Here is a 19,535-nt window from a genome sequence, read left to right as displayed (position 1 = left end):
CGTCTTACGAGGAGAATTGCTTATAGCATTCATCCGCCACCCGCCTCAGCATGTCGCGCGAGATCTCGCCGGTCACGGCATAGCCGAGCTTGCCGTCGATCCAGTAGAAGGTCTCGACCGTACCGGCACTGGTGAAGCGGAAGCTGGTCGTCGTATTGTCCTTGTTGCTGCCGACGAGCACGGTCAAGCGTTGGCCGCTGGCGTTCTCATACATGAAGAGTGCGCCGGGCGTGCCATTGATCGGCAGCAGCCGGCCGCCGACAAGCTGGAAGCCGAGCGCGCTGAGGCTCGGTACCTTGAGGCCGGCGACATTCATGCGCTTGCCGAGCCAGGTGGCGAGATGCGCTTCCTGATCCGCGCCGACCTCGACCGGGTGGCGGGCATCGCTCGCATAGACGACGAAGGCCGATTGCGCCTGCCGCGGCAGCGCTTCGATACCCGTCAGGCGAAGGTCCGGCTGCGTCAGAAGCGGTGGGCCGAAATGGCCGGCGGCAGCGCCGACCAGGAAGATCGCTAGGGAGGCCGCGGCCATCGGCAGCCAGCGAAGCCGACGTGACGCTGCGGCAGGCACAGACGACGCCGGGATGCGCAATACCAGCTCACGGTCGCCTTCCTTCGACGTTTCATACGGCGCAAACAGCGCCTTGATGCTGGCGTTTTGCGCCTGCCATGCGGAGATCTGGTCCGCTTGTTCGGAGTTTTCGACAAGCCAGGCTTTCAATCGGGCGTGATCGTCCGCCGGCAGCAATCCGTCCGCAAAGGCGTGGAGATCCGCTTCGGTCACGGTCGGGTTACGTTCGCTCATTTCGGTCTCCGAAGCGTAATGACATTCTCGGCACTCATCAGATTGGTCATTTTCCGGCGCGCTCGAGACAGGCGCGACATGACGGTGCCGATCGGAATATCCAGTGTGGTGGCGACGTCCTGATAGCTGTAGCCTTCGACCACCACCAGCATCAGCACTGCGCGGTAATCCTCCCCGAGGCTGTTCAGCGCCGCTTCCAATCGCGAGCGCTCCAAAGGGTCACTGCTGGTCTCAGTGGCCGGCAGATCGGTGTTGTCGTCAAGATCGACGAAATTGCGACGACCTTGCTGGCGCAGGCCGTTGCGGTAGAGATTGGTCATGATGGTGAGCACCCAGCCGCGCAGGTTCAGCCCGCGCCACTGGCTGCGCCGCACCAGCACCTTTTCCACGCAATCCTGCAGAAGGTCTTCGCCATCGGCGTCGGATCGGGTGAGGCTGCGCGAATAGCGCCGTAACGAGGGGAGGAGCGCCAGCACCTCCGCCTCGAAGCTGTCGGGTGCGGGGGAGGCTCCCCCCGCATCCCGGCCGGTCCGATCAGGGCCGTGCGGCATCCCAGACACCCTTGAAGCCATCGCCGGCAACTTCACCGGCCTTGGTATCCTTCATAAAGAAATAGAGCGGCATGCCGTCCTTCGCCCATTGCTTCTTCCCGTCTTTGCGGGTGATGATCGAATATGCGCCTTCTGCCTTGGCTTTGCTATCGGCCATTAGCGGCGGCCATGCCTTGGCGCAATCGTCGTTGCAATTGGAGACACCCTTCTTGTCATTCTTGAAGGTGTAGAGTGTCATGCCGTTTTCGCCTGTGAGAACCTTGCCCTTGGCGCTTTCGCCGGTTTTTACCGGGGCGGCGGCAAAGGCCGACGTCGCTACGGCCGATGCCATGACCAGGATCGGCAAGAATTTCGCGGCTTTCATGATGTTTCTCCTCGGAATGGTAGACCTATGGTCTAGGCCCCACGTTTTGCGTTGCCGGACATGAGACGCGAATTGCCACGATTTTATTCCCAACAATTCTGGGTTTTTTACTGCTTGCTTCTGCCGGGCGAATCCTGCCAAGTCGGCCCATGCAATTCGCACCACAACAAGACGAAGCGCTCAAGGCCGTTGCCAAATGGCTGAAGGAACGGCGCTCGCCGCTGTTTCGCCTGTTCGGTTATGCCGGTACGGGCAAGACGACGCTTGCCCGGCATTTTGCCGAGCATGTCGATGGCGAAGTCCTGTTTGCCGCCTTTACCGGCAAGGCGGCGCAGGTGCTGCGCTCACGCGGCGCCAGCAACGCCAAGACCATCCATTCGCTGATCTATCGCCCGCGCGGTGAAGAGGCCGTCGAGGACGAAGAAACCGGCAAGACGTCGATCGCCCCGATGTTCACCATCAACCGGCAGAGCCCGGTCGCCAAGGCCGCGCTGATCATCGTCGACGAATGTTCGATGGTGGATGAAGCACTCGGCAAGGACCTGATGAGTTTCGGCACGCCGATCCTCGTCCTCGGCGACCCCGGGCAGTTGCCGCCGGTTTCGGGCGGCGGGTTCTTCACCAACGAAGAGCCGGACTATCTTCTGACGGACATTCACCGTCAGGCCCGTGACAATCCGATCATCCAACTCGCCATGCATGTGCGCGAGGGCAGGGAGATCATGCACGGCGATTACGGCACCGCGCAGGTGATTTCGAAGAATGAAGTGACGCAGCCGCTGGTGCTCGAGGCGGATCAGGTGTTGGTGGGCACCAACCGGACCCGCCGGCGGTACAATCAGCGACTGCGCGAGCTCAAGGGTTTTACGGCCGAATATCCGCAATCCGGGGACAAGCTGGTCTGCCTGCGCAACGACCCCGCCAAGGGCCTGCTCAACGGTTCGCTCTGGCAGGTGATGACATCTTCCAGGGAAACCACGAAGCCCGGCATCAATCTGCTTGTTCGGCCGGAAGATGACGACATGGATCGGGGTGCCGCGAAGATCAAGCTGCTGAAGCAGGCCTTCGAGGATGTCGAGGGCGAGATCCCCTGGTCGACCCGCAAGCGCTATGACGAATTCGACTATGGCTACGCGCTGACCGTGCATAAAGCGCAGGGTTCGCAGTGGAACAATGTGGTGTTGTTCGATGAAAGCTGGGCGTTTCGCGATACGCGCGAGCGCTGGCTTTATACGGCGATTACGCGTGCCGCCGAGACGCTGACGATCGTCCGCTGAAGTTTACTTGCTCGCCTTACGACGCCGATCAGGTGGCCTCAACCCCATGCTGAAACGGTCTATCAGATGTCCCCACCATGAGAATGAGGGCGCTCTGCAGTGCTATCATAATCAAGGAGATCGGTGACTTTCTGCATCTGCCGATTCAATTCGGACATCTCGATGATGAGTTCGCGCTTGCGGTGGTTGAGGGCCGTGCGGAAGATGGTCTCGGCATCGTCTGATGTTTCCGCATCATCGAGCTTTTCCATGATCTCCTGAATGGCGGCGATCGACATGCCGATTTCGCGGCAGACTGTAATGACGGCCATGCGCAGCACATCGTCGGTGCCGTAGATGCGCATCAGCCCGTGGCGATCGGCTGAGATCAGCCGCTTTTCCTCGTAAAAATGCAGCGTCCTGTGTGTCACCCCGAAAGCGCTGGCCATATCGGCAATGGCGACTGCCCCCTCCGGCAGGTCAGAAGGAAGTGCGGTCTCAGGCAGGAACCGGTACTTGGCACGCGCCCGCGAAACAAGGTTGGCGGCAGCAAACGGACGTTTGGAACCGTCAGACATGAGTACCTCCATATTTCCATCCCCTTTTGTCGCGGCGCCCCACGCCACGATTGAGTGCCTATTTTTTTGTCTGACGGAGGAGGCCGCAGCTACGCCCAACTCGCTTTCACAATGACGCGACTAACAAACGCAGATATGTCGCCGATGAAAATTCTTAGGTTTCATAAGGACAAATTTACTGTGGGTGAGCTTGAGCTCCCTCGTTCCCGGACGAATCAAATCAGGCGCCCGATACAACGACGCTATCGGGTTTCGGCGAAATTATAAGTTGCCCGAAGGGGGTATCGTCGGACGGGCGAGACGGCAAAAGAGGGGAAGACCATCAATCTTTTGCATGAGTCGATGTTCGAATCTCGTTGGTCTTGCGGCGTGCAATCGCATAAAACGGATGTATTATCCTCTTTATAAATCATGGATTTCGATCATGCCCGCCAAGCTCTCCGTGAACCTCAACGCCATCGCGATGCTGCGTAACCGGCGCGATCTTCCCTGGCCAAGTGTCACGGGCTTGGGACGCATCGCGCTTGCCGCCGGCGCCAGCGGTCTGACCGTGCATCCGCGGCCCGATCAGCGGCACATCCGCTTCTCTGATCTGCCCGAAATCCGGGCGCTGATCGACGATGAATTTCCGGAAGCGGAGTTCAATATCGAAGGCTATCCGACAGACGAGTTCTTCGATCTCTGTGCATCCGTAGAGCCGGAGCAGGTGACGCTGGTACCCGACGATCCCTCACAGGCGACATCCGACCACGGCTGGGATTTCCGTAAGAACCGCGATTTGCTGGTCGATGTCGTCGCCAAATACAAGAAGATCGGCTGCCGCGTTTCGCTGTTTGCCGACGGCGACGGCGATGCCGACGCGGTGAAGATCGCCAAGGAGGTCGGTGCCGACCGCATCGAGCTTTACACCGGCCCCTATGGTGGCTGCTATGACGCACCGGAGCGCGCTGCCGTCATTCTCGAAGCGCTTGGCAAGACGGCTGATGCTGCATTCGCCAACGGCCTTGACGTCAATGCCGGTCACGATTTGACGGTCGCCAATCTGCCAGCGTTGCTTAAGCGTATTCCGAAGCTTGCAGAGACTTCGATCGGCCATGGGCTGACTGCCGATGCGCTGGAATATGGCATGGCCGAAACGGTGCGGCGCTTCCGCCGGGCTTGTGGTCAGGCGGTTTGAGCTAAAAATCCTTCACGTACCGAGAAATCAACTCGTATAGCTGTTGTTTCCGCTTGCGATCTGAATATCGCGGGCGTGCCTCTTGCTAGCATTGTTCTTTTCAGCCATTCTGCACGCAAAACGGGTGCAGAATGGCTTTTCAATTCTGAGGCTAAGCTGCGAACCCTCCTGTCAAAGAGAGTTAGTTGCAGCAACTAGCTCGACCCCAGTGATCGTGAGTTTGTGTAATGAAGGCCGCAAAGCTGACAATTCTTATTGTATTGTTGGTGCTGGGATTGATCGACAGCTTTGTTATCAGCTTTGTTGGATTCGCGGCTCTTTCGGACGGCTTAGAGCAATGCCCTGACGGAAATCATTGTGACAGAGCAATCACGACTCTGGTGATTTGCTCGATGGTTTTGCCCGTAAGCGTAGCGACGTGCGTCTTCTCTCTTCGCGCGGTCATGCGAAAGATTTCGTCGCCATCTCACACCGTACCGTCCACACTCAGCGTATAGTCAACTGAGGCTCCTAATACGCAAGCGCAGATTTGCGCAGTTCTTAACGATCAGCGGATGTTGTCTTTGGTTGTTCCCCGTCGACGCGGACTAGTTTGGAGTAGGCGGTCAGGCAGGCCCTTGCCGCCGTGGCGGCCCAGCCTGACCTTCTCCAAAGCCTTAGCCGAGCAACGCGGCCTTGTGTTCCTCGACGAAGCTGCGCAGTGTCTGCGGCTCCTTGCCGGTCAGCTTGTTGAAGTCGTTCGTGAGGATGTTGAAATTGCCGGCGCGGATGTTAGCGTCGAAGGAGACGAGCATGTCGACCACGAATTTCGGCAGGCCGGCGCCGTTGAGGCCAGCGGCGAGTTGTTCGTCGTTGACCTGTACGACTTCCAGCGGACGGTCGGTGATCCTGCTGACGACGCTCGCAATCTCATCGATGGTGACGGCAGTCGAGCCCGTCAGAGTGTAGGTAGCATCTTCCGTCGCATCGGACGCCAAGGCGGCGGCGATGGCGAGCGCGCAATCTTCGCGGCTGATGTTGCTGACGCGGCCGCCGCCGGTCGCGGTGTACCACTTGCCGGTTTCGAGGCTATGCGGCAGACCCATCAGATAGTTGTCGAAATACCAGGCGTCGCGCAGGATGGTGTAGCCGATGCCGCTTGCCTTGATGGCGTTTTCCGTGCCGAGATGGTCAGGCGCGAAGCTGACGAGCGAACCTTCCGGGGCCGGCATGGAGGTGTAGAGAATGTGCTTCACGCCAGCGGCCTTCGCGGCTTCAACGGCAGCCGTATGCTGCTTCAGGCGCTGACCGGGAACGGCGAGCGAGTCGGTGCTGATGATAAGCAGGCGGTCGACGCCGGCAAAGGCGGCGGACAGGCTGGCGGCATCATCAAAATCGGCCTTGCGGGTGACGACGCCCTTGGCGGCGAGGTCGGCAAGCTTCTCCGGGCTGCGGGTGGCGGCAATGATGCGGCTGGGCGCGACCCTGTATGTCTCCAGCAGGTGATGAATGACGCGCTGACCAAGCTGACCCGCGGCGCCGGTGACGAGAAGAGTGCTGCTCATATGTTTTTCCTTGTTTGACCGCCGCGGACTTGCAGAGGTTTTCCGCTCTCAAAAAGAGACTAGCACTAGAATAGGAATTGACTTCGGGCTGTAAAGGAGGCAGTTTTTCAGCCCTACGTTACCAAAAGGGAACCAGCCCGATATGAGCGCCAGCACCGTCGTCAACTTGCGCAGCACAGAGGAACCGCTGCGTGTCTTCGATGTCAGCAAACTCGATTTTACGAATTGCCCGGTGCGGGACCTGATCTCGCAGATCGGCGGCAAGTGGTCGGTGTTGCTGCTGGAAGCCTTGGCGCAGCGGCCGTATCGTTTCGGCGAGCTGCGGCGCATGGTGCCGGATATTTCACAGCGCATGTTGACCCAGACGCTGCGGGACCTCCAGCGCGATGGCTATATCGGCCGCGAGGTGTTTCCAACCAAGCCGCCGAGTGTCGAATATCGCATGACCGATCTCGGCCGCTCGCTGTATGTGCCTTTGGCGCAACTCTTGAATTGGGCCGAGGCCAACCATGATGCTGTGCGCGCTGCACGCGTCCGTTTCGATCAATCGCAGGACTGAGCGCGGCCAGTGAAATCCCTGAAAATTGCGATCGTCGGTGCCGGACCTGCGGGCCTTGCGGCTGCCCTGTTTCTATCACGTGCCGGTCATACGACGGAAATTATCGAGCGGTTCGATAGTCCTTCGCCGGTCGGATCCGCGCTGATGCTGCAGCCAACCGGCCTGACCGTGCTGGAATCGCTCGGCCTCGGTCCTGCCATTCACACCGCCGGCAATCGCATCGATCGGCTGTTCGGCACCGAGGCGAAACGTGGCTGCATCGTTCTTGACGTGCGCTATGACACGCTGGCCGGCGGGCGCTATGGGCTGGCGGTTCATCGCGCCGCACTGTTCGACACGCTCTATGACGAAGTCTCTGCGCGGCGACACCTTGTCCTCACCGGACGGCGGGTAACTGGCGTGCTGGAAGAGGGCAGTCACACCCATCTCATTACCGAGGGCGGAGAGCGGTTGGGGCCGTATGATCTTGTCGTCGACGCGAGCGGCGCGCGTTCTGAGTTGGTCGCTGCCTGCCCGGTCGCACCACGGGTGCGCAATCTCGCCTATGGCGCCTTCTGGGCGACGCTGGATTGTCCCGATGGATTGGTGGATGAGAGGGCACTGACGCAGCGCTACGACCAAGCGAAAGTGATGATCGGCGTGTTGCCGATCGGACAGCGTAAGCCGGATCTGCCGAAGCAGGCGGCGTTGTTCTGGAGCTTGAAGATAGCGGATGCAGACGAGGTGCGCCGGCAGGGGCTTGAGCGCTGGAAGTCGGCGATCCGCGGCTATTGGCCGGAATGCCAGCCGTTGCTTGATCAAATTATCGATTGGGAACAGTTGACGCTGGCGCGCTACGCCCATCGAACCGTGGCCATTCCCTATAGCGGCCGCACGGTTTTCGTCGGCGACTCCGCCCATTCGACCAGCCCGCAACTCGGGCAGGGCGCCAATATGGCGCTGCTGGATGTAGCGGCGCTTGCGCATGCATTGGCGGGCAACGACGATATCAGCGCGGCGCTTGCGGCTTACGCCAAAGCGCGGCGCATGCATGTGCGGCTGTTCCAGTTGCTATCGCTGACGTTTACGCCGTTCTACCAGTCGGATTCGGCAGCATTGGCCTGGATCCGGGATCGACTGGTTGCCATGATCGCCAGGGTACCGCCGGGGCCGCAGATCTTGGCGTCTATTGTCTCCGGCACCTTGATCGACCCATTTGCCGCTGCCGGCCTCAGTGAATGCGACTGGCTGCGGACCATCGTTCCGCAGCCGTCTTGATCATTTCTGCCGCTCGGTCAGGAAAATGAGCAGCGCCACGACCGGGAAGCAGACGCCGATCCAAGAGGCGAGGTTCCAGCCGCCGGTGGCATAGGCCCAGCCGCCGATCGCCGAGCCGAGGGCGCCGCCGGCAAAGAATGTCGCCATGTAGAGACCGTTCAGGCGGCTGCGATGTTCGGCGCTCAGCGCAAAGATGGCGCGCTGGCCGAGCACGAGATTGGTCTGTACGCCGAAATCGAGCAGGATGCCGGAGAGCGTCAATGTCGCCAGCGCCAGTAGCGAACCGCTGCCGGACGCATGGCCAATAAGGAGCGCGATGATGGCGAGCACTAGGGCGAAGGTGGTGGCAAGCTTCGTCCAGCCGCGATCAGCGACACGGCCGGCAATCGGCGAAGCGACCGCGCCCGCAGCTCCAGCCAGCGCGAAGAGCGCAATACCGTTCTGCGTCAGGCCGAAGGCAGGGCTTGCAAGCAGCAGCGGCGTCGTCGTCCAGAACAGGCTGAAGGCGCCGAACATGCAGGCCTGATAGAGCGCGCGGCGCTGTAGCACCGGCGTATGCAGCGCGAGATGGCCCATCGAATAAAGCAGTTGGCCGTAATGCAGCTTGGTATGCGGAACACGGGTCGGCAGGACGACGCGAAGGATGATGGCAAGTCCGATCATGACGCCGGCGGAGAGGATATAGACCGCATGCCAGGAGAAGAGTTCCGACAGGAAGCTTGCCGCGGGCCGCGCGAGCATGATGCCGCAAAGCAGGCCACTCATGACATTGCCCACAACCGCGCCGCGGCTGGCATCCGGCGCCATATGGGCGGCGAAAGGCACCAGCACCTGGACAGCGACGGAGGCGAGGCCGATGCAGAGCGAGGCGAGCAGGAAGAGCGACGGCGACCACGCAAAGGCGGCGCCGACGAGCGCCAGTGCCGAAAGACCGATCAGCGTCAGTACCAGCCTGCGGTTTTCCAGGAGATCGCCGAGCGGCACGATCAGCAGCAGGCCGAGGCCGTAACCGATCTGCGTTAGTGTCACGATCAAACCGGTTGCCGCCGGCGTGAATCCCAGCGCCTGGCTGATCGGACCGGCCAGCGGCTGGCCGTAATAGAGATTGGCGGCCACCAGCCCGCAGGCGGCAGCGAACATGAATGTCAACAGCGGTGAAATGGTCTTCTCGGGGAGCGGTGTGCTCTCCCGTCTGGCAGCGGAAGTTGCGGGCATGTTTTATCCTCGATGCGGGCGAGGGAGCGTGCTCCCCGAAAATTCGTGTGAAAAAATCAGTTCAGCAGTTTCATGGCCGTCTCGGCGACGGCGAGCATATGTTCGGTTTTGCGGCCGGTCTTTCCGATCACGCGCATGCCTTTCGTTAGGGCAAGCAAGGCGCAGGCGGTGCTTTCAGGGTCGATATGCTTTGCCACGGATCCATCCGCCTGACCCAGAAGGACGAGGTCGCGAATGCGCCGCTCGTCGAAATCGAAAGCCACGCTGACACGGCTGGCGACCTCCTTGTCGAAAAGCGCAAGCTCGGTCGCGCTGCCGACCACGAGACAGCCTCTGCGGCCGATCTCACCGCACGAAGCTTCGGCGAAGAACGCCACCAAAATACGCAGTTTCTCATATGCGTTCGGGCCCTTCGCAAGAGCCTCATCGATCAGTTGCTGGCGCATACGGCGATAGCGATCGAAAGCGGCCAGGAACACGCCCCGCTTGTCGCCGAACGCCTTGTAGACGCTGCCCGCGGTCAGCCCCATGGCCTCGGTCAGTTCGCTAATCGAGGCGGCATAGTAGCCGCGCTCGGAAAAGACCCGCAGTGCCTCGTCGAGCGCTGCGTCCATATCGAATTCCCGCGGGCGACCGCGAAGCTTCGGGGAGAAGTCTTGTGTGTCTGTCGTCATGCAGACTGTTTAGGAAATGATCGTTTCCAAATCAAGCGGAATTTTGCGGCGCAACATAATCGTGATGGCGCGTTATTTGATTAGAGGTCCAGCACCCATGTCTGGCCGTTCAATTCGGGGCCGAACATACGGTGTTTTTCTTCCGAGACGAGTCGGAATCCAGCCTGGACATAGATGGCTCGGGCAGTATCGAGGATGTCGTTTGTCCAGAGCGAAAGCTGACGATAGCCGGCGTTGCGGGCAAAACGGATGCATTCACCGACCAGCAGCTTGCCGAGGCCGAGGCCTCGTGCCGTCTTGTCGACATAGAGCAGCCGGAGCTTTGCGAAGCCGTCGCCGCCATCGGCGACCATGACGGAACCGATGTTCAGTCCGCCCCGCTCGACGATCCAGCATTGGTCCTTCTGCGGATTGAAGTTGGAGAGGAATTTTCCGGCGACCTCGGCGATCAGGCCTTCGAAACGCAGATCCCAGCCGAATTCCTCGCAATAGAAGCGGGCCTGGCTCTGGACGATCCAGCCGATATCGCCGGCGCGGTGAGTGCGGATGACGGCGGGAGGCGTGACATTGGCACTTGAGTTGAGGACGGTCTGGATCGTTCGCATCGCGTCCACGACACGTTCGGGCTCACCGATGGCCAGCGCATCGAAATGCCCGGCGATCTCGGCGCGGGAGCGGCGGACAAACTCGTGGAACTGCGCTTGTCCCTTGTCGGTGACTGTAATGATCTGGCTGCGCAGATCGTCCGGATCTGGCTTGGTTTCGATCAAGCCGTCTTCGCGAAAGCGTTTCAGAATGCGGCTGAGATAGGCGGGATCGAGATGCAGATCCCGTGTCAATGTCGAAGCGGCGACGCCGCCACGCGAGCCGACTTCGAACAGCACGCGGACGTCAGTCAGCGCATAGGGGCTGTCGAGATAGGCTTTGTTCAGAACGCCAAGGAAACTGGTATAGAAGCGATTGAAGTCGCGCGCCGCATCGATGGTCGCGAGTTCCGTAGTCACAAGCATGGACATCGTCTCCCTATAGCATAGGAGACGATGTCCATCATTTATTTGACTCAGTCAAGTAAATTTGGCTTGATTTACGCGGCCTGGCTTGCTCTTGCCTTTTCATTGCCGACAGCGAAATCGACAGCTTTCTGTGCGTGAATCGCCGTGGTGTCGAAGCCCGGCAGAGTAAGCGCGTTCGGATCCAGGATCAGGCAGATCTCGGTGCAGCCAAGAATGACGCTATCGGCGCCTTCGGCTTTGGCGCGCTCGATGATGGCCATCAGCTTCCGGCGCGACTCGTCCTTGACGACGCCGGCGCAGAGTTCATTGAAGATGATGTCGTGGGTCGTGGTGCGATCTTCAGCGCCGGGGACCATGACGGAAACGCCATTGCGGGCCATGCGGTCGGCATAGAAGCCGTGTTCCATCGTGTAGCGCGTGGCAAGCAGTAGCGGCTTAACGCGGCCGGCGGCCTTCAGCGTGGCAGCGGTCTCGTCGATGATATGGATCAGGGGGATCGAGATACGCGCGGCAACTTCCGGGGCGATCAGATGCATGGTGTTGGTGCAGATCAACACGCATTCGGCACCGGCGATCTGCAGGCGAAGCGCGGCATCCCCGAGACGGGCAGCGGCATCGTCCCAACGCCCGGCCTTCTGCATGGCGACGATCTCTTCGAAATTGACGGAATACATCAGCACCTCGGCAGAGGCGAGGCCGCCTAGTCTGTCGCGAACCATCTCATTGATAAGACGATAATAAACTGCCGAACTCTCGAAACTCATGCCGCCGATCAGGCCGATAGTGCGCATACTGCCGCTCTCCGTTCTCGAATGTGAATAGCAGAATATTGAGACATTTCACGCGCCTCGTGTTTGCAATCTTTGTCGTCTATGCGATCTTCACTGCAAGATTTTGCGCAAGAATGATATTATGCGCAAAATTACAGCGCCATTAGGGAGATCGTTGCATATGCTCGACGGGCGAGACAGAAAGATTCTCGATCTTTTGCAGACCGATGCCGGCATTTCGGTGACCGATCTTGCCGACCGCGTGGCGCTGTCGGTCTCCGCCTGTTCCCGTCGCATTCAGCGGCTGGAGGAGAGTGGCCACATCGCCAGACGTATTGTCGTGCTCGACCGCGAGAAGATGGGTGTGCCCACCACGCTCTACGCGCTGATCAAGACCGCACATCATGCCGACGAATGGATCGAGACCTTTCGCAAGGCGATCAGCGACATTCCGGAGATTGTCGAGGCGCACCGGCTGACCGGCAATCACGACTACATCCTGAAAATCGTGCTGCCGCGTGTCGAGCACTATGATGTCATCTACAAGATGCTCGTACGCAAGATCGAGCTCTTCGATGTCTCGGCCTCCATTTCCATGGAGGAGTTGAAAAGCGGCACATCCATCCCCGTCGGCTATGCACATTGAGCTCACTACGGTCGCGTGCTGATTCTGCATATCACCTCAGCAAAGCTGTCATGAAAATCACCAGTTTTTAAGTTGTAGAGTCGCTGTCGCAATTATCGCTTTAGGGGCAATATGCCATGCGCAATTCTGACATTCAAAACTACTTCCTGCCTGGTGAAAAATTATTGTGGCTGGGCCAGCCGAAGCAAGGGCTCATGTTTAATAAGAAAGATCTACTGCAAGTGCCTTTTTCGTTGTTGTGGGGCGGCTTTGCGATCTTCTGGGAAAGTTCGGTGATACGCCAGATCAATGCGCCAGTCGTTTTCAGGTTATGGGGCGTGCCTTTCGTATTGATCGGTCTCTATCTTATCGTTGGTCGTTTTGCGGTCGATGCGTTCGTTCGCGCAAGGACACAGTATGCGGTCAGTGACCAGCGCATCATAATTTTACGCGACGGCTGGTTTTCCAAGATTCTTACCGTATCGCTGGAACGGTTGCCGGCTCTGGATCTGGATCAGCGCGGTGATGGAACAGGGACGATCAGCTTCGGAACCGATACCCAAGTCGGCTATGGCCGTTTCGGCGGTATGGGGGCCTGGACTCCAGCGCTTTCCAACGTTCCACAATTTCTCGGTATCAAGGACGTCCGCGACGTATTCAATCTGATCTTGCGTGCGCAATCGGCGAAAGCATCTTAGCCGCTATGGCAAGGTGGCAGATGCAGGGGTGCCATGCGTAAAAGGCGGTTGCTGGCCATCATCCTCAACCCTACGTTTGCGAAGACAAAACAGGGTGCGGGGTGTCGTCATGCAGGATCATCACGTTGTCGTCGTCGGGGGTGGATTTGGCGGCTTGCAGCTCGTCAACGATCTCAAGGGAGCTCCGGTCCGGATCACGCTGATCGACCGGCGCAACCATCATCTGTTCCAGCCGCTGCTCTATCAAGTCGCCACTACGTTGCTCGCCACGTCCGAGATCGCCTGGCCAATCCGAAGCTTTTTCCGCGATCGGCCGGAAGTGACGACATTGCTGGCGGAGGTCGTCGGCGTCGACAGCAAGGCACATGTGGTGACGCTGAAGGGTGGCACCACGATCGCCTATGATACGCTTGTGCTGGCGACGGGTGCGACGCATGCCTATTTCGGACATGACGAATGGGAACCGGTGGCGCCGGGCCTTAAGACGCTGGAGGATGCGACGACGATCCGCCGCCGCGTTCTTTTGGCCTTCGAGCAGGCGGAGCTGGAAACCGATCCTGCCGTCTGCGACGCTTTGCTGACTTTTACCATCGTCGGCGCCGGGCCGACCGGCGTCGAGCTTGCCGGCATTATTGCCGAGCTGGCCAGAACGACACTCCCGAAGGAATTCCGCAACATAGACACCACCAAGGCCAGGATCATTCTTGTCGAAGCCGGGCCGCGCGTTCTCCCAAGTTTTGACGAGGGGCTGTCTTCTTATGCCCACAAGGCGCTGGAAAAGTCGGGCGTCGAAGTTCGCACGGGAAAACCCGTTACATCGTGCACCGCGGAGGGTGTCACGATCGGGGAGACCTTCGTGCCGAGCCGGACGATCGTCTGGGCCGCTGGCGTGCAGGCTTCGCCGGCGGCGAAATGGCTCGCCGTTTCGGCCGACCGCGCCGGCCGCGTCGTGGTTGACAAGGAACTGAGAGCGTCTGGCGAGGCGGATATCTTTGTCATCGGCGACACGGCGGCGGTCATGCGCGGGGATGGCAGTCCCGTGCCGGGCATCGCGCCGGCCGCCAAGCAGCAGGGCTCTTACGTCGCCAAGATGATACGGGCCAAGTTATCGGGCCAGCCGGCACCAGGGCCATTTCACTATCATCATCAGGGAAGTCTCGCGACGATCGGCAAAAGTGCTGCGATCATCGATTTCGGCTGGATCAAGCTCAGGGGATGGATCGCCTGGTGGGTCTGGGGCCTTGCCCACATCTACTTCCTGATCGGCGTGCGCTGGCGCATTGCGGTCGCCTGGAGCTGGCTGTGGATCTATATCAGCCGGCAGCACAGCGCCCGGCTGATCACGCAAAGGGAAACCATGCGCGAAGATTAAAGAAGGCGGCGCCCGTTTCGGACGCCGCCGTTTTTCTTAGGCCAGCGAAGCGATATCGATGACGAAGCGATAGCGAACGTCGCTCTTCAGAACGCGCTCATAGGCTTCGTTGATCTCCTGGATGTTGATCTTCTCGATCTCGGCGACGATGTTGTGCTCGCCGCAGAAGTCGAGCATTTCCTGGGTTTCCTTGATGGAGCCGATCATGGAGCCGGAAAGGCTGCGGCGGCCGGGGATGAGCGAGAAGGCGTGAACCGGAACGGCATGTTCCGGAACGCCGACCAGCACCATGCTGCCGTCATACTTCAGCAGGTTGAGATAGGCATTCCAGTCGATGGCGGTGCCGACCGTGTTGATAATCAGGTCAAACGTGCCTGCGAGCTTGGTGAAGGTCTCGGCATCGCTGGTGGCGTAATAATCCTTGGCGCCCAGCTTGAAGCCGTCTTCCTTCTTCGACAGCGTCTGGCTGAGAACCGTCACGTCGGCGCCCATGGCATGCGCCAGCTTGACGCCCATGTGGCCGAGACCGCCCATGCCGACGATGGCGACTTTCTTACCCGGGCCTGCCTTCCAGTGGCGCAGCGGCGAGTAGAGCGTGATGCCGGCGCACAGCAGCGGCGCGCCCGAATCCAGCGGAATATTGTCGGGGAAGGAGAGGACATAGCCCTCCTTGACGACGATCGAGTCGGAATAGCCGCCGTAGGTCGGCGTCTCGCCGTCTGCTTCCACGTCGTTGTAGGTCTGGACCAGGCCCGGCAGGAAGTGTTCGTAGTCCAAATCGCGCGTCGCGCAGGTCGTGCAGGAATTGACAAAGCAGCCGACGCCGACGCGGTCACCGACCTTGAACTTCGTCACCTTCGAACCGACGGCCGTGACGAGGCCGGCAACTTCGTGGCCAGGCACCATCGGATACTTCGAGCCGCCCCATTCGTTGCGGGCCTGGTGGATGTCGGAATGGCAAACGCCACAATATTTAACGGAGATGACGACGTCGTCTTCGTTCGGCTCGCGACGTTCGAAGGTGAAGGGAGTAAGCGGCTTGGACGCGTCGGTGGCGGCATAACCCTTTGCAATTGCCATGGAAGACTTCCTTTTGTTAGGATTGGCTTTGGGGTGGCCGACTTATGGACCGGAACCGGGTGAGAGCGTTAGAGCGATCCTGCAAGCTTTATGTACGATCCTGCGAATCTAAATTGGCAGCGGCTCTTTTTCAGCGACGAGGGGTCACCTAGATAAGCTGCGACAAGCCCTCGAAAACAGTTGGTTGCGCATGACACTGCCATTCAATCCCAACCAGGAACTCGCCTCCATCGTTGCCCGTTTCGCCACGGGGGATGGAGAACATCGCACACCGATCGACGGTCTCAATCTATACCGGCAGTCGGCGGTGACCGTGTGGCAGCATGGGGCCTATCGACCTTCCTATGCCGTCGTTGTCCAGGGACGCAAAAGCCTGACGGTCGGTGCCGACACGTACCATTACGGTGTCGGCGAGTATATTCTGACCGCTCTCGATCTGCCTGTGTCGACACAGGTAACCAATGTCCACAGTGAAACTCCCTACCTCTGTTTTGCCATGGTGCTCGACAGCGAACGGCTGAATGAGCTGTTATCGCGCGTCAACATTCCGCGCCAAGCGATTATATCGGAACCCATGCGTGGGCTTGCGGTCAATGCGGCATCGCCGGAACTGCTCGACGCCTCGTTGCGGCTACTTAGATTGCTCGACCGGCCGGAGGATATTCCTGCCATGGCGCCATTGATCGAACAGGAAATCCTCTACCGTCTGTTGACGGGCCCGAACGGTCCTCGGCTGCTGCAAGTCGCCATGGCGGAGAGCCAGAGCAACAGAGTGGCGCGCGCGGTTGCCTGGATTCGCGGCAATTTCGTCCAGCCGCTGCGCATCGAGGAACTGGCGGAACGCGTCGGCATGAGCGTCTCCTCGCTGCACCATCATTTCAAGGCGGTGACTGCGATGTCGCCGATGCAATATCAGAAGCAGCTCCGGCTCCACGAAGCGCGGCGGCTGATGATCGTCGAGCAGCTCGATGTCGGATCGGCCGGCCACCGCGTCGGCTATCAAAGCCCTTCGCAGTTCAGCCGCGAATATAGCCGCCTCTATGGGCTTCCGCCGCTGAAGGATGTCGAGGCCATGCGGAGCCCGGTTGCCGCGGAATAATTTCCTTCGTTTTTGACGCATTGCAGCAACGATTTGCGCTTGACGCTGGCTTCTCCCTCAGTCATAACGACGGCGAACCGTACCGTACGGTACGTATTTGGGAGTGGCCATCGTGCTGAGCGAAGCAGGACAGTCGAGCGAGTTTTCGCCGCGCCAGAACGCTGTTCTGGAACAGGCGTTGCGTCTGCTCGTCGACGGCGGCGAAAAGGCGCTGACGACCTCGGGCGTCGCGCGCGCTGCCAATTGCTCCAAGGAAAGTCTCTATAAATGGTTCGGCGATCGCGACGGTCTGCTGTCGGCGATGATCGCCTATCAGGCGAGCAAGGTGCGCACCTTCGAGCGCAACGGCGAACGGCTGACCGTGGCGAGCCTGCATGACCATCTCGTCATTTTCGCCCGCGATCTGCTGGAAGTCCTGGCGGGCGACGTTTCGCTCGCATTGAACCGTCTGGCGATCGGTCAATCGAACCGCGACGGCTCCAAGCTCGGCAAGCTTCTGCTGGAGCGCGGGCGCCGCCAGATCGACCGGCGCGCCAGCGGGCTGATCGATGCCGGCAAGCGGGCAGGGCTGCTGCGCTTCATGGACGCCGACGAGGCTTATCATACGTTTTACGGGCTTATCGTTTCCGATCTGCATGTGCGCATGCTGCTCGGCGAGCCCGGTTTGAGGGACACCAGCCGTCAGGCGGAGAAGGCGGTCAGCGCCTTCCTCCGGCTTTACGGCACGGAAAAAGTATTGGCGGAAGCGGCAGCGACCGTCTGACAATTTAAAATCTGCACCCAGACAAGCAAAGGGAAGGACAAACAATGCGCGTCTATTACGATCGTGATGCCGATCTCAACCTCATCAAGTCGAAGAAGGTCGCCGTCATTGGCTACGGTTCCCAGGGCCGCGCCCATGCGCTGAACCTGAAGGACAGCGGTGCGCAGAACCTTGCGATCGCGCTCAAGGCCGGCTCGGCAACCGCCAAGAAGGCTGAAGCCGACGGCTTCAAGGTCATGACCGTTGCCGAAGCTGCTGCCTGGGCCGACCTGATGATGATGGCGACCCCGGACGAACTGCAGGCCGACATCTACAAGTCCGAAATCGCTCCGAACATCCGTGATGGCGCTGCGATCGCTTTCGCACATGGCCTCAACGTCCACTTCGGCCTCATCGAGCCGAAGGCTTCGGTCGACGTCGTCATGATCGCTCCGAAGGGACCGGGCCACACGGTTCGCGGCGAATACCAGAAGGGCGGCGGCGTTCCCTGCCTCGTTGCCGTTCATCAGAACGCTTCCGGCAATGCGCTTGAACTCGCTCTCTCCTACGCTTGCGGCGTCGGCGGCGGCCGTTCCGGCATCATCGAAACCAACTTCCGCGAAGAGTGCGAAACCGATCTCTTCGGCGAACAGGTCGTTCTTTGCGGCGGTCTCGTCGAGCTCATCCGCGCCGGCTTCGAAACGCTGGTTGAAGCTGGCTACGCTCCGGAGATGGCCTATTTCGAGTGCCTGCATGAAGTGAAGCTGATCGTCGACCTGATCTATGAAGGCGGTATCGCCAACATGAACTACTCGATCTCGAACACGGCCGAGTGGGGCGAATACGTCACCGGTCCGCGCATCATCACCGAAGAGACCAAGGCTGAGATGAAGCGTGTCCTGAAGGACATCCAGACCGGCAAGTTCACCTCCGAGTGGATGCAGGAATACCGTTCCGGCGCTGCCCGCTTCAAGGGCATCCGCCGCAACAACGACAGCCACCAGATCGAAGAAGTCGGCGCCAAGCTGCGCGGCATGATGCCCTGGATCGGCAAGAACAAGCTGGTCGACAAGAGCGTCAACTAAGCTTCTTCAGCTTTACACCGCAATGAAAAGGGCCGGGGAGGGAGACTTCCCCGGCCCTGACCGTTTCAAGACGGGTTTACGGCTTACATAGCCGATCAAATATTTTTCCGGGCTCTCATCCGCAGCCACCTCGTCGGTTTGCCATCGTAGCCGCCGCCATCGGTTTCGTTGAGGGAAATGTCCTTCCAGCCGGTCGAGATGAGCAGATCGTTAAGCCAGTCGGCGGAGATATAATTGTAATATCGGCCGAAGCCGTCATAGCCCTCGGCTTCTCCCGCTTTGAAACTGGCGTGAAATATGCCGCCGTTCTTCAGGGCCTTGTGGATGCGGTTGAAAATCCCTGGAAGATCGGGTCGCCGCACATGCAATAGGGATGCTTCGGCCCAGATGCCGTCATAGAGCTGGTCGTCCTCCAGCTCCTCGAACCTCAGAACGACGACCGGCTTTCCGATCAACTTTTCGGCCTGCTCGGCTATTTCCGGCGAACCGTCTGTGGGCGTGACGTTGAAGCCGCGCGAGATCATGTAGGCTGCGTCTTGGCCGCCGCCGCAGCCTAATTCCAGAATCGATGCACCGGCGGGAAGGGTATTCAGGAAGGCATCGAGTCGCCGCTGCGGCAGGCTGCGATCGCGCCTGACATAGACGGCGGCGTTGTCGTCGTAGAAGGAGGAGGTGGGGTTGTCGTTTGTCATGCGTGTTCCCATTCGGTCATCAACTTGAGTATCGGAGCGGGATCGCTGTTTCGCAAGTTTGATCTTGAATTGCGGGCGAGAAGTAACTAGTCTTTTAACTAGTCAGATGGAGGGTGTCATGCGCCAATGGCCTGTTCAGGACGCCAAAGCGAAATTTAGTGAAATGCTTGATGCCTCGCTGGAGGAAGGGCCGCAGCTTGTTTCAAAAAGAGGCGAACCTAAAGCCGTGCTTGTTTCCGTGTCTGAGTGGGAAGCGCTGAACAAGCGGGCCAAGCCGTCCGCCAAGGACGTGCTTCTCGCGCCGGAGCCAAGATTCGATCTCGATATCCCGTCTCGTAAGGAATGGGTCTGGCGGGACGTCAATCTGAGTGAGGATTGA

General features: G+C 59.6%; 21 protein-coding genes and 1 pseudogene. 11 read left to right on the top strand and 11 right to left on the bottom strand.

Going from position 1 to position 19,535, the window contains the following annotated elements:
- Window positions 1-4: 4 nt before the first annotated feature.
- The 3 genes from PH547_RS03395 to PH547_RS03385 are packed head-to-tail and all read right to left on the bottom strand — an operon-like array spanning window position 5 to window position 1,720.
- A complete protein-coding gene (locus PH547_RS03395; RefSeq protein ID WP_285167389.1) occupies window positions 5-805 on the bottom strand; it encodes an anti-sigma factor family protein in 801 nt (266 codons plus the stop codon).
- Complete coding sequence (locus PH547_RS03390; protein ID WP_104823503.1) at window positions 802-1,356, bottom strand: RNA polymerase sigma factor; 555 nt, start codon at window positions 1,354-1,356, stop codon at window positions 802-804. Before PH547_RS03390 ends, PH547_RS03395 begins: the two co-directional genes overlap by 4 nt.
- Complete coding sequence (locus tag PH547_RS03385; protein WP_104823502.1) at window positions 1,340-1,720, bottom strand: COG4315 family predicted lipoprotein; 381 nt, start codon at window positions 1,718-1,720, stop codon at window positions 1,340-1,342. The genes PH547_RS03390 and PH547_RS03385 overlap by 17 nt, the downstream gene beginning before the upstream one ends.
- 149 nt (window positions 1,721-1,869) lie before the next feature.
- On the opposite strand from PH547_RS03385, the gene PH547_RS03380 reads away from it, so the two are divergent.
- Complete coding sequence (locus tag PH547_RS03380; protein ID WP_104823501.1) at window positions 1,870-2,997, top strand: ATP-dependent DNA helicase; 1,128 nt, start codon at window positions 1,870-1,872, stop codon at window positions 2,995-2,997.
- 86 nt (window positions 2,998-3,083) lie between these two features.
- Here PH547_RS03380 and PH547_RS03375 read toward each other — a convergent pair.
- A pseudogene (locus tag PH547_RS03375) lies at window positions 3,084-3,554 on the bottom strand (MerR family transcriptional regulator); the annotation flags it as partial.
- A 424-nt stretch (window positions 3,555-3,978) separates the two neighbouring features.
- Here PH547_RS03375 and PH547_RS03370 point away from each other — a divergent pair.
- On the top strand, window positions 3,979-4,731 hold the full coding sequence (locus PH547_RS03370) for a pyridoxine 5'-phosphate synthase (protein ID WP_104825130.1): 753 nt from the start codon (window positions 3,979-3,981) through the stop codon (window positions 4,729-4,731).
- A gap of 656 nt (window positions 4,732-5,387) precedes the next feature.
- Here the strand turns inward: PH547_RS03370 and PH547_RS03365 are convergent.
- Entirely contained in the window at window positions 5,388-6,275 is an 888-nt protein-coding gene (locus tag PH547_RS03365; RefSeq protein WP_104823499.1) for an SDR family oxidoreductase, read from the bottom strand.
- Between the two features lie 142 nt (window positions 6,276-6,417).
- Between PH547_RS03365 and PH547_RS03360 the strand changes: the two genes are divergently transcribed.
- Window positions 6,418-6,834, top strand: coding sequence for a winged helix-turn-helix transcriptional regulator (locus tag PH547_RS03360; RefSeq protein ID WP_104823498.1), 417 nt, complete (start codon window positions 6,418-6,420; stop codon window positions 6,832-6,834).
- 9 nt (window positions 6,835-6,843) lie between these two features.
- Complete coding sequence (locus tag PH547_RS03355) at window positions 6,844-8,091, top strand: FAD-dependent oxidoreductase (RefSeq protein WP_104823497.1); 1,248 nt, start codon at window positions 6,844-6,846, stop codon at window positions 8,089-8,091.
- Here the strand turns inward: PH547_RS03355 and PH547_RS03350 are convergent, their stop codons facing one another.
- From PH547_RS03350 to PH547_RS03335, 4 genes are all read right to left on the bottom strand, one after another.
- The gene (locus PH547_RS03350; protein WP_104823496.1) at window positions 8,092-9,306 is read right to left on the bottom strand and encodes an MFS transporter; all 1,215 of its coding nucleotides are present in this window, start codon (window positions 9,304-9,306) and stop codon (window positions 8,092-8,094) included.
- Window positions 9,307-9,362: 56 nt separating this feature from the next.
- Window positions 9,363-9,980, bottom strand: coding sequence for a TetR/AcrR family transcriptional regulator (locus tag PH547_RS03345; RefSeq protein WP_104823495.1), 618 nt, complete (start codon window positions 9,978-9,980; stop codon window positions 9,363-9,365).
- 80 nt (window positions 9,981-10,060) lie between these two features.
- On the bottom strand, window positions 10,061-10,990 hold the full coding sequence (locus PH547_RS03340; protein WP_104823494.1) for a bifunctional helix-turn-helix transcriptional regulator/GNAT family N-acetyltransferase: 930 nt from the start codon (window positions 10,988-10,990) through the stop codon (window positions 10,061-10,063).
- Between the two features lie 74 nt (window positions 10,991-11,064).
- Entirely contained in the window at window positions 11,065-11,784 is a 720-nt protein-coding gene (locus PH547_RS03335; protein ID WP_104823493.1) for an aspartate/glutamate racemase family protein, read from the bottom strand.
- A gap of 160 nt (window positions 11,785-11,944) precedes the next feature.
- On the opposite strand from PH547_RS03335, the gene PH547_RS03330 reads away from it, so the two are divergent.
- From PH547_RS03330 to PH547_RS03320, 3 genes are all read left to right on the top strand, one after another.
- Window positions 11,945-12,409 (top strand): Lrp/AsnC family transcriptional regulator, encoded by a 465-nt coding sequence (locus PH547_RS03330; protein ID WP_104823492.1) that lies wholly within the window; start codon window positions 11,945-11,947, stop codon window positions 12,407-12,409.
- A gap of 116 nt (window positions 12,410-12,525) precedes the next feature.
- Complete coding sequence (locus tag PH547_RS03325; RefSeq protein ID WP_104823491.1) at window positions 12,526-13,086, top strand: PH domain-containing protein; 561 nt, start codon at window positions 12,526-12,528, stop codon at window positions 13,084-13,086.
- Between the two features lie 109 nt (window positions 13,087-13,195).
- Window positions 13,196-14,458, top strand: coding sequence for an NAD(P)/FAD-dependent oxidoreductase (locus tag PH547_RS03320; protein ID WP_104823490.1), 1,263 nt, complete (start codon window positions 13,196-13,198; stop codon window positions 14,456-14,458).
- 36 nt (window positions 14,459-14,494) lie between these two features.
- Here PH547_RS03320 and PH547_RS03315 read toward each other — a convergent pair whose 3' ends face one another.
- Window positions 14,495-15,538: an NAD(P)-dependent alcohol dehydrogenase gene (locus PH547_RS03315; RefSeq protein ID WP_104823489.1), complete on the bottom strand. Its 1,044-nt coding sequence runs from the start codon at window positions 15,536-15,538 to the stop codon at window positions 14,495-14,497.
- Window positions 15,539-15,728: 190 nt separating this feature from the next.
- On the opposite strand from PH547_RS03315, the gene PH547_RS03310 reads away from it, so the two are divergent.
- The 3 genes from PH547_RS03310 (at window position 15,729) to ilvC (ending at window position 18,464) form a co-directional block, all read left to right on the top strand.
- Window positions 15,729-16,637: an AraC family transcriptional regulator gene (locus PH547_RS03310; RefSeq protein ID WP_104823488.1), complete on the top strand. Its 909-nt coding sequence runs from the start codon at window positions 15,729-15,731 to the stop codon at window positions 16,635-16,637.
- A gap of 112 nt (window positions 16,638-16,749) precedes the next feature.
- Window positions 16,750-17,400, top strand: coding sequence for a TetR/AcrR family transcriptional regulator C-terminal domain-containing protein (locus PH547_RS03305; RefSeq protein WP_104825129.1), 651 nt, complete (start codon window positions 16,750-16,752; stop codon window positions 17,398-17,400).
- Window positions 17,401-17,444: 44 nt separating this feature from the next.
- A complete protein-coding gene (ilvC, locus tag PH547_RS03300) occupies window positions 17,445-18,464 on the top strand; it encodes a ketol-acid reductoisomerase (protein ID WP_104823487.1) in 1,020 nt (339 codons plus the stop codon).
- 95 nt (window positions 18,465-18,559) lie between these two features.
- Here the strand turns inward: ilvC and PH547_RS03295 are convergent, their stop codons facing one another.
- Entirely contained in the window at window positions 18,560-19,156 is a 597-nt protein-coding gene (locus tag PH547_RS03295; RefSeq protein ID WP_104823486.1) for a class I SAM-dependent DNA methyltransferase, read from the bottom strand.
- A gap of 118 nt (window positions 19,157-19,274) precedes the next feature.
- Here PH547_RS03295 and PH547_RS03290 point away from each other — a divergent pair, with 118 nt between their 5' ends.
- Window positions 19,275-19,535, top strand: coding sequence for a type II toxin-antitoxin system Phd/YefM family antitoxin (locus PH547_RS03290; RefSeq protein WP_104823485.1), 261 nt, complete (start codon window positions 19,275-19,277; stop codon window positions 19,533-19,535).

The sequence above is a fragment of the Rhizobium cerradonense genome (assembly GCF_030182455.1).
Lineage (GTDB): Bacteria > Pseudomonadota > Alphaproteobacteria > Rhizobiales > Rhizobiaceae > Rhizobium.
The sequence above is the reverse complement of the archived record's forward strand: the minus strand, read 5'-3'. Positions and strand labels throughout refer to the sequence as shown.

What these genes read in the sequence shown, in the direction of transcription:
- PH547_RS03395 (WP_285167389.1), bottom strand. Translation starts at nt 805, where the DNA reads ATGAGCGAACGTAACCCGACCGTGACCGAAGCGGATCTCCACGCCTTT.
- PH547_RS03390 (WP_104823503.1), bottom strand. Translation starts at nt 1,356, where the DNA reads ATGCCGCACGGCCCTGATCGGACCGGCCGGGATGCGGGGGGAGCCTCC.
- PH547_RS03385 (WP_104823502.1), bottom strand. Translation starts at nt 1,720, where the DNA reads ATGAAAGCCGCGAAATTCTTGCCGATCCTGGTCATGGCATCGGCCGTA.
- PH547_RS03380 (WP_104823501.1), top strand. Translation starts at nt 1,870, where the DNA reads ATGCAATTCGCACCACAACAAGACGAAGCGCTCAAGGCCGTTGCCAAA.
- PH547_RS03370 (WP_104825130.1), top strand. Translation starts at nt 3,979, where the DNA reads ATGCCCGCCAAGCTCTCCGTGAACCTCAACGCCATCGCGATGCTGCGT.
- PH547_RS03365 (WP_104823499.1), bottom strand. Translation starts at nt 6,275, where the DNA reads ATGAGCAGCACTCTTCTCGTCACCGGCGCCGCGGGTCAGCTTGGTCAG.
- PH547_RS03360 (WP_104823498.1), top strand. Translation starts at nt 6,418, where the DNA reads ATGAGCGCCAGCACCGTCGTCAACTTGCGCAGCACAGAGGAACCGCTG.
- PH547_RS03350 (WP_104823496.1), bottom strand. Translation starts at nt 9,306, where the DNA reads ATGCCCGCAACTTCCGCTGCCAGACGGGAGAGCACACCGCTCCCCGAG.
- PH547_RS03345 (WP_104823495.1), bottom strand. Translation starts at nt 9,980, where the DNA reads ATGACGACAGACACACAAGACTTCTCCCCGAAGCTTCGCGGTCGCCCG.
- PH547_RS03340 (WP_104823494.1), bottom strand. Translation starts at nt 10,990, where the DNA reads ATGCTTGTGACTACGGAACTCGCGACCATCGATGCGGCGCGCGACTTC.
- PH547_RS03335 (WP_104823493.1), bottom strand. Translation starts at nt 11,784, where the DNA reads ATGCGCACTATCGGCCTGATCGGCGGCATGAGTTTCGAGAGTTCGGCA.
- PH547_RS03330 (WP_104823492.1), top strand. Translation starts at nt 11,945, where the DNA reads ATGCTCGACGGGCGAGACAGAAAGATTCTCGATCTTTTGCAGACCGAT.
- PH547_RS03325 (WP_104823491.1), top strand. Translation starts at nt 12,526, where the DNA reads ATGCGCAATTCTGACATTCAAAACTACTTCCTGCCTGGTGAAAAATTA.
- PH547_RS03320 (WP_104823490.1), top strand. Translation starts at nt 13,196, where the DNA reads ATGCAGGATCATCACGTTGTCGTCGTCGGGGGTGGATTTGGCGGCTTG.
- PH547_RS03315 (WP_104823489.1), bottom strand. Translation starts at nt 15,538, where the DNA reads ATGGCAATTGCAAAGGGTTATGCCGCCACCGACGCGTCCAAGCCGCTT.
- PH547_RS03310 (WP_104823488.1), top strand. Translation starts at nt 15,729, where the DNA reads ATGACACTGCCATTCAATCCCAACCAGGAACTCGCCTCCATCGTTGCC.
- ilvC (WP_104823487.1), top strand. Translation starts at nt 17,445, where the DNA reads ATGCGCGTCTATTACGATCGTGATGCCGATCTCAACCTCATCAAGTCG.
- PH547_RS03295 (WP_104823486.1), bottom strand. Translation starts at nt 19,156, where the DNA reads ATGACAAACGACAACCCCACCTCCTCCTTCTACGACGACAACGCCGCC.
- PH547_RS03290 (WP_104823485.1), top strand. Translation starts at nt 19,275, where the DNA reads ATGCGCCAATGGCCTGTTCAGGACGCCAAAGCGAAATTTAGTGAAATG.